Annotated in this window: 1 protein-coding gene; it reads right to left on the bottom strand. The window is 36.3% G+C overall.

Annotated elements, in window-relative coordinates:
* Nucleotides 1–581 (bottom strand): AAA family ATPase (locus tag AC1DND_RS29120; protein WP_477586490.1); only part of this gene is annotated, 581 nt, incomplete at both ends.

Below are 581 nucleotides of genomic sequence, written 5' to 3'. Positions count from 1 at the left end.
GTGTTAAACGTTCTAACTCTTGCTCTAAATCTTCTTGTTCACCTTCCTGTAATTTTGCCTGCTCAAGTTCGTTAAATAGAAATTGCTCATAATCTTGCTTGTTTCTCGCTTCGTCTGCCTCAATAACCAATTTCTTCAATCGGTTGGTATCTTGTCTTAGTTTTTTAAACCCGCTGCGGTAATTAAACAATAGCGATTGGTGGTTAGCTAAAGAATCGACAATTAACAGTTGAAAATCGGCATCGTTAATCTCTTGGGTGGCATGCTGGGAGTGGATGTCGATCAATTTTTCACCAATTTGTTTAAGAATTGATAAATTAACCGGTGTATCGTTAATAAACGATCTGGTTTTACCGTCTATAGATATTTCTCTACGCAGTATACTTTCGTTCGAGAAATCTAAATCATTTTCTTCAAAAAGTTCTTTCAGGTTTTCATCTGCCAGTGCAAAACTTCCTTCAATAACACATTTTTTATCCTGGTTAAAAAAGTATTTGCTTTCTGCGCGCTGGCCTAAAATTAGCGACAATGCACCTAAAATGATGGATTTACCAGCGCCAGTTTCACCTGTTATAATATTT

It is taken from the genome of Pedobacter sp. 01N416 (assembly GCF_056399685.1).
This window is presented reverse-complemented; position numbering and strand designations above follow the sequence as displayed.